At 73.3% G+C, this 6,980-nt stretch carries 6 protein-coding genes; all 6 read right to left on the bottom strand.

The annotated features are described in order from the left end of the window. Positions 1-96: 96 nt before the first annotated feature. Entirely contained in the window at positions 97-1,233 is a 1,137-nt protein-coding gene (locus C7456_RS15110; RefSeq protein WP_109724638.1) for an NAD(P)/FAD-dependent oxidoreductase, read from the bottom strand. After that, positions 1,230-2,465: a dicarboxylate/amino acid:cation symporter gene (locus C7456_RS15105; RefSeq protein ID WP_109724637.1), complete on the bottom strand. Its 1,236-nt coding sequence runs from the start codon at positions 2,463-2,465 to the stop codon at positions 1,230-1,232. Before C7456_RS15105 ends, C7456_RS15110 begins: the two co-directional genes overlap by 4 nt. Beyond that, on the bottom strand, positions 2,462-3,238 hold the full coding sequence (locus tag C7456_RS15100) for a L,D-transpeptidase family protein (RefSeq protein ID WP_109724636.1): 777 nt from the start codon (positions 3,236-3,238) through the stop codon (positions 2,462-2,464). Before C7456_RS15100 ends, C7456_RS15105 begins: the two co-directional genes overlap by 4 nt. Before the next feature lie 22 nt (positions 3,239-3,260). Then, entirely contained in the window at positions 3,261-4,112 is an 852-nt protein-coding gene (locus tag C7456_RS15095) for a MurR/RpiR family transcriptional regulator (RefSeq protein ID WP_109724635.1), read from the bottom strand. Positions 4,113-4,131: 19 nt separating this feature from the next. Next, entirely contained in the window at positions 4,132-5,226 is a 1,095-nt protein-coding gene (locus C7456_RS15090) for a dipeptide epimerase (RefSeq protein ID WP_109724634.1), read from the bottom strand. Positions 5,227-5,569: 343 nt separating this feature from the next. Further along, positions 5,570-6,967, bottom strand: coding sequence for a C40 family peptidase (locus C7456_RS15085; protein ID WP_109724633.1), 1,398 nt, complete (start codon positions 6,965-6,967; stop codon positions 5,570-5,572). Positions 6,968-6,980 lie beyond the last annotated feature (13 nt).

Raw genomic sequence — 6,980 nt, 5'->3', positions numbered from 1 at the left:
TGTGCATGTTGTTCCCCTCGCCGATGGAAGCTGGCTGTTTGGCGACATCAGCTTCGCCCTCCGGTCAGAGGGGAACAACCTCTTGAAACATCACACCTAGGCCGCCACGCGCGGCGCCAGCAGCGCCGCGGTGATGCCCTCGTCCTGCAGATGCCCCGGCAGCGGGCGGCCGAGCAGCAGGTGCGCGCAGGCCTCGCCCATCGCGGCGCAGGTCTGGATGCCGTAGCCGCCCTGCGCGGCGACCCAGAAGAAGCCCGGCGCATCCGGCGCGAAGCCGCCCACCAGGTCGCCGTCGGGCGCGAAGGTGCGCAGCCCGGCCCAGCTGCGGATCGGCCGGCGGATGCTCATGGTGGTGGCCTCCTCGATGCGGTGGATGCCCAGCGCCACGTCGTACTCCTCCGGCTGCACGTCGTGCGGCGGCACCGGATCGGCGTTGGCCGGCGAGCCGAGCAGCAGGCCGGCGTCCGGCTTGAAGTAGAAGCTCTCGTCCACCGCGCAGACGAACGGCCAGCGCGCGGCGTCGATGCCCGCCGGCGGCTCGAACAGGAAGGCGGTGCGCCGGCGCGGCTCCAGCCCCAGCGGCGGCACGCCGGCCTGCACCGCCACCGGGTCGGCCCAGGCGCCGGCGGCGTCGGCCAGCAGCGGCGCGCGCAGCCGGCGGCCGTCCGCCAGCGCCAGCTCCCAGCCGTCCAGGGTGTGCTCGATCGCCTCGATCCGCACGTCCAGCAGCAGGCTGCCGCCCTGCGCGCGCAAGCCGCGCAGGAAGCCCTGGTGCAGCTCGTTGACGTCGATGTCGGCCGCACCGGGCTCGTAGAAGCCCAGTTGCGCCGCCTCCGGCCGCATCACCGGCACCGCGGCGCGGATGCGCGCGGCGTCCCACAGCTCGAGGTCGCGGGTGTGCGGGCGCATGCTCTCGTAGGCCGCGCGCACCTGCGCCTCCTGCGCGGCGCCGCCGAACACCAGCGCGCCGCGCGGCGCGAGCAGCGGGTGCGCGGCGAAGCCGGCCGGCGGCGCGGCGAGGAAGGCGCGGCTGGCGCGGGTCAGCGCGCGCACCTGCGGCGAGCCGTAGGTGGCCGAGTACAACGCCGCCGAGCGGCCGGTGGCGTGCATGCCGGGATGCGTCTCGCGCTCCACCAGCAGCACCCGCGCGTGCGGCGCGAGGAAGTAGCCCAGCGAGGCGCCGGCGATGCCGGCGCCGACCACGATCACGTCGCCTGCGGTCACGTCGCTCATGTCGGTTCGTCCATCGCGCGCCGCGCCACCACCGTGGCGGCGGCCATGTCGGCGGTGACGTTGCCCAGCGTGGCCAGCACGTCCGGCAGCGCGTCCACCGCCAGCATCAGCCCCAGCGGCCCCACCGGCACGCCCATCGCCTGCGCCACCGGCAGGTTGGTGGCGATGAAGGTGACCTGCCCCGGCAGGCCGATCGAGCCCAGGCTGATCACCACCGCCAGCCCCGCGCCGGCCAGCAGCTGCGCGGGCCCCAGGTGCAGCCCCAGCGCCCAGGCGATGAAGCAGGCGCTGACCACGTACTGCACCGGACTGGTGAGGCGGAACAGCGACACCGCCATCGGCAGCACCAGCGCGCTGGCCTGGCGCGGCTGGCCGAGGCGGTCGGCGCCCTCCAGCATCGCCGGCAGCGAGGCCAGCGAGGACTGCGTGCTGGCCGCCACCGCCTGCGCCGGCGCCGCCGCCGCGGCGAAGCGGCGCGGCGGCATGCCGCCCCACAGCGCGGCGACCGCCAGCATCGCCAGCGTCGCCGCCAGGTAGAGGATGCACTCCACCAGCACGTACACGCCCAGCGCGCCCAGCATGCCCAGCCCGGCGCGCGCGCACAGCGCGAAGATCAGCGCGAACACGCCCAGCGGCGCCACGAACAGCACCCAGCGCACGATCGCGGTCATCGCATCGGCCACGGCCTGGAAGAACTCCACCAGCAGCCGGCGCCGCGCCGGCTCGATGCGGGTGATCGCGAAGCCGAGGAACAGCGCGAACACCACCAGCGGCAGCATCGCGCCCTGGCTGGCGGCCAGCACCGGGTTGGCCGGCACCGCGGCGAGCAGCGCGTCGGCCCAGCCCACCGGCGCGGTCCGCACCCCGGCCGGCACCGCGGCGTGCGCGAGCGCGTCGGCCAGCGCCGCGTGGCGCGGGAACAGCGCGAACAGGAGCGGCGCCGCCAGCGCGGCGAGCAGCGCGCCGAACGCCAGCAGCGCGATGAACACCACGATGGCGCGCCGCGCGATGCGTCCGGAGGCGGCCGCGTCGGCGGCGGTGTTGACGCCCACCACCACCAGCGCCAGCACCAGCGGCACCACGGTCATCTGCAGCGCGTCCAGCCACAGCCGGCCGAACGGCTGCACCGCGTCCGCCGCGCGCGCCGCGAACGCCGGCGCGAGGGCCGCCAGCAGCAGGCCGGCGAGCGCGCCCAGCGCGAGGCCGGCCAGGACCCGGGCGGTGGCGCTCACCGCGAGGCGTCCAGCGCGGGCAACCGCCAGTCCGCCCGCAGCGCCGCGTAGGCGGCGCGCGGCAGCAGCACGAACACCGGGTGCTCCTCCGGCTTCAGCCAGCCCAGCAGGCGCCGCATGGTGTCCGGCGTCATCGCGGTGCAGCCGGCGGTGGCGTCGTGCGGCGATTTCCACAGGTGGCCGAAGATGCAGCTGCCGCCGCCCGGCGCCTGCTGCGCGTTGTGCTCGATCACGAAGCCCATGCGGTAGCGCTGGTCGCCGTGGAAGTGGAGGTCGCGGCGCATCGGCTCGGTGGCGCCCTTCACCGCCGCCTCGCCCACCACCCTGGCGTCGACGATGCGGTTGTAGTCGGGCGCGCCGCTGACGTCCACGCACCAGTCGCTGGCGCCCAGCGCGCGGTAGGGCATGGCGGTGTCCAGCCGCGGCGCGTAGCCGAAGGCCTCGCCGATGCGGAACACGCCGGCCGGGCTGCGGTTGTCGCCCTCGCGCTTGACCGGGCCGCCGGCCGGATGCGCGGCGTTGAGGCCGAGCCCCCAGGCCGCGCCGTTCCTGCCGATGGTGACCGGCGCCGGCGCGCCGGCGCTGGCCCAGTGATCGCCCTCGCGCACGAACGGCTGCAGGGTGCCGTGGCCGGCGTTCCAGCCGTCCACCACGACCACCACCATCTGCCTCGCGTCCTTCCAATGCTCGGCCTCGCCCGCGTGCGCGGCGGCCGCCGCGAGCGCGAGCGCGGCGGCGAGGAGGGCTGGACGCAGGGGGAAACGCGGGCTCATGCGGTGCGCCTTTCGACGGGTGTCACGGCTCCAGCACGTGCTGGATGCGTTCGAGGTTGACCAGCAGCTGCGCGTGGCGGTCGTCGTGGCCCTCGCACAGCAGCACGAACAGCCGGTCGAGCAGGTGCTGGGTGGCCGACTGGTACAGCAGCGACTGGATGTACGGCCGCTCGTCGTGCGCCGACACCACCAGCGCGACGTCGGCCATCGCGCGCAGCGGATTGGCGGTGTGCCGGGTCACCGTGACCAGCGTGCCGCGGCGCTCGCGGAACTGCCGCGCGATGCGCCCCAGGGTCACGTGGCTGCCGAACTCGGAGACCACCACCAGCACGTCGCCCGATTGGGCCGAGGCCACGTTGGTGGTCATCCGCACCATGTCGAAGCTGTACACCGGCAGGATGCCGAGCATCGCCAGGCGCAGCGCGAAGGCGCGCACGTGGATGTCGTCGTCGCCCATGCCGAGCAGGAACACCCTGCCCTGCCGCCCGGCGCGGTCGATGGCCTCGGCCACGCTGCGCAGCGTCTCGGGGCGGTTGATCAGCCGGGTCTCCTCCTCGGCCGCGCACTTGCGCCGCCACAGGCCGTCGGCCGTCTCGTCGGCCGCGCCGGCCGGGCTGGCCGCCGCCTGCGCGGCGTCGCCGCCGTTGCGCGCGATCGCCTCGCCCACCGAGTACTTGAGGTCGGGATAACCCTTGAAGCCCAGCTTCTGGGTGAACTTGACCACGCTGGACTGGCTGATGCCCAGCGCGTTGGCCAGCTGCTGCGAGGAGTAGTCGCGCAGCAGCTGCGCGTTCTCCAGGATGAAGTCGGCGATGCGCCGTTCCACCGCCGACATCTGGTCGCGTTCCGAGCGGATTTTCACCAGCGGCGACATGGCTGCGTCCCTTGGAGTCTCAGGCCACCGGCTCCAGGCCGCGGATCTCGCGTATCCCCAGGCCGGGCGCGTCGGTCACGGAGATCTCCGACTCGTCGAAGATCACCCCGCCGTCGACCGGATTGAACTGGGCCAGCGACGGCCCGTCCAGATCCACCTTGGTGATCGCGTCGGCCTTGGCCACCGCCAGGTGCACCGCCGCGGTGACGCTGATCGCCGCCTCCAGCATGCAGCCGATCATGCACTCCACGCCGTACAGCGAGGCGATGTCGGCGATGCGGATGGCGTTGGACAGGCCGCCGGTCTTCATCAGCTTGATGTTGATGATGTCGGCCGCGCGCATGCGGATCAGGTCGATCACCTCCTGCGGGCCGAACACGCTCTCGTCGGCCATCACCGGGGTGTGCACGCGCTCGGTGACGTAGCGCATGCCGGCCAGGTCGCGCGCCTTCACCGGCTGCTCGACCAGCTCCAGCTTCACCCCGGCGTCCTCCAGCGTCTGCAGCGCGTACACCGCCTGCTTGGCGGTCCAGCCCTGGTTGGCGTCCAGCCGCAGCAGCGCGCGGCCCTCCACCGCGGCGTGGATCGCCTTGACCCGCTCGATGTCCACGCCGATGTCCTTGCCCACCTTGATCTTCAGCGACTCGAAGCCGCGCTCCACCGCGGCCAGCGAGTCGGCCACCATCTTGTCGATGTAGTCCACGCTGATGGTGATGTCGGTGGTGATCACCGGGTCGCCGCCGCCCAGCAGCTTGTACAGCGGCGCGCCGTAGAGCTGGCCCCACAGGTCGTACACGGCGATCTCCACCGCGGCCTTGGCGCTGGAGTTCTTCTCCATCGCGCCCTGGATCGACTGGGTGATGCGGTTGAGGTTGGCCACGTCCTGGCCGATCAGCCGCGGCGCGATGTACTGGCGGATCGCGTCGATGATCGAGCCGTGCGTGTCGCCGGTGATCACCGCGGTGGCCGGCGCCTCGCCGTAGCCGACGTGGCCGGTGTCGGTGTGCACCATCACCACGATGTCCTCCACCCGGTCGACGGTGCGCAGCGCGGTCTTGAACGGCGTCTTCAGCGGCACCCGCAGCATGCCGAATTGGATGTCTGTGATCTTCATGGATTCGCTTCGTGCCTGTCCTGGGTGCGAAAACGCCGCGTGGCCGTCGTTGCCGCGCGAGCGGGAAGTGCGGTCGGCTGCCTGTCGGAAAAACGCCTCGGGCTCCCGCCGGCGCGCACCGGCGGCCGGGAAGGATTCGGGCCTGGAGCCGGGAGACGGAGGAAGGCCATGCCGCGCGCGACACGCACGATGGCCCTCGAACCGTCATCCCGGCGCAGGCCGGGATGACGGCCGGAGGCATGGCGATGGCATGGGCCGCGTTCGCCGCCGGCGCGCGCCGCCACCCCGAGCCGCCACGTGCCTGCACGGGAACGCTGCCGCCGGAGGTTGAGGTCGACAGAACTCATCGGCGGATGCGCACGATGCTGGTCATGCGGTCCACGTAGCTGTCGCCCTTGCCGAACAGCAGCGGCAACAGCGGCGTCACCGACACCGCGTTGAGCCTGACGCTGCGCAGGCGGCCGCCGTCGCGGTAGGTCATGCCGCCGGTGTCGTGGATCACGTAGGGCTGCCCGCGGTACCAGCCCAGCATCATCATCACGTGGCCGGGGATGTAGATCAGGTCGCCGGTCTGCAGCTGCTTCACCGCCTGCATGCGCGCCGCGTGACCGTCGGCGGCGGTGAACGCGCGGTGCTCCAGCGCCGGGCTCACCGCCTGCCGGCTGGTGTTGCGCGGCAGATCCACGCCCATGCTGCGGTACACGTCGGAGACGAAGCCCGAGCAGTCGCGGCCGTCGTAGGCATGCCCCCAGCCGTAGCGCTCGCCGAGGAACTTGAAGGCCTGGCGCACCAGGTTGGCCGGGGTGAGCGGCAGGTAGTCCTCCACCGTGTCGGCGTTCTTCTGCAGCAGCGCCGGGGTGAAGGCCAGCGTGCCGTCGGCCCGGCGGTAGGGCAGCTCCAGCACGTGGGAGGTGTACGGGGTCTGCCCGTTCACCGGCTGGTCGGGCGGCAGGCCCGTCGCCAGCGGCACGCGCGTGCCCATGTCCAGCTGCAGCTGCGACACCTCCGGGCGCTCGGGCGTGTACACGGTGCGCACGCTGGCCGCGGCGACCACCCGGTACGGCGTCCTGTCCACATAGCCGAACACCTGCGCGGCGCTGCCCTCGGCGACGTTCTCGCGGCGCGTCCAGGCGGCGTAGCGCGGGCTCACCACGAACAGCCACTGGCCGTCGCGGCTGGCGTGCGCGATGACCACCGGCGTGCCGGGGAACTCGGCGGTCTCCTGGAAGCGGTCGATGTCGGTGTCGCCGGCGTGGCCGAACACGCGCAGGTCGGTGGGGAAGGTGCGCAGCGCGGCGCGGCGCACCACCAGCCCGTAGCGGGTGGGCTGGCTGGCCGGGATGGCGTCCAGCGCCAGCGCGTCCACCAGCCCGTCCAGCGTGGCGGCGGGCACCGGCCGGCCGTGCTCGTCGTACAGCGCGCGCTCCGGCCGCGCCGACAGCGCCTGGACCCAGCCGGCGACCTGCGCCTGCGCCAGCGTGGCCGGCAGCGCGCGCAGGTCGTGCATGGACGGATCCCCGCGCAGCAGCCTGGCGTTCTGCGCGGCGATCTCGGCGGGCGAGAGGATGATGCGGTCGGGATCTTCCAGCTGGCCGATCCAGAAGGCCGGCGAAAGCATCGCCTCGTCCACGCCGAGCACGCCCGACGGCGGCACCTTCAGCGCGGCGGGCGGCGCGTCGCGTGCGGCCAGCGGCGCGGCGAGGACGAAGGCGAGGGAGAACGCGAACGACAGGATGCGCATGGTCTGTTTGCCT

Origin of the sequence: Fulvimonas soli (assembly GCF_003148905.1) — a bacterium.
Taxonomy (GTDB): domain Bacteria; phylum Pseudomonadota; class Gammaproteobacteria; order Xanthomonadales; family Rhodanobacteraceae; genus Fulvimonas; species Fulvimonas soli.
This window is presented reverse-complemented; position numbering and strand designations above follow the sequence as displayed.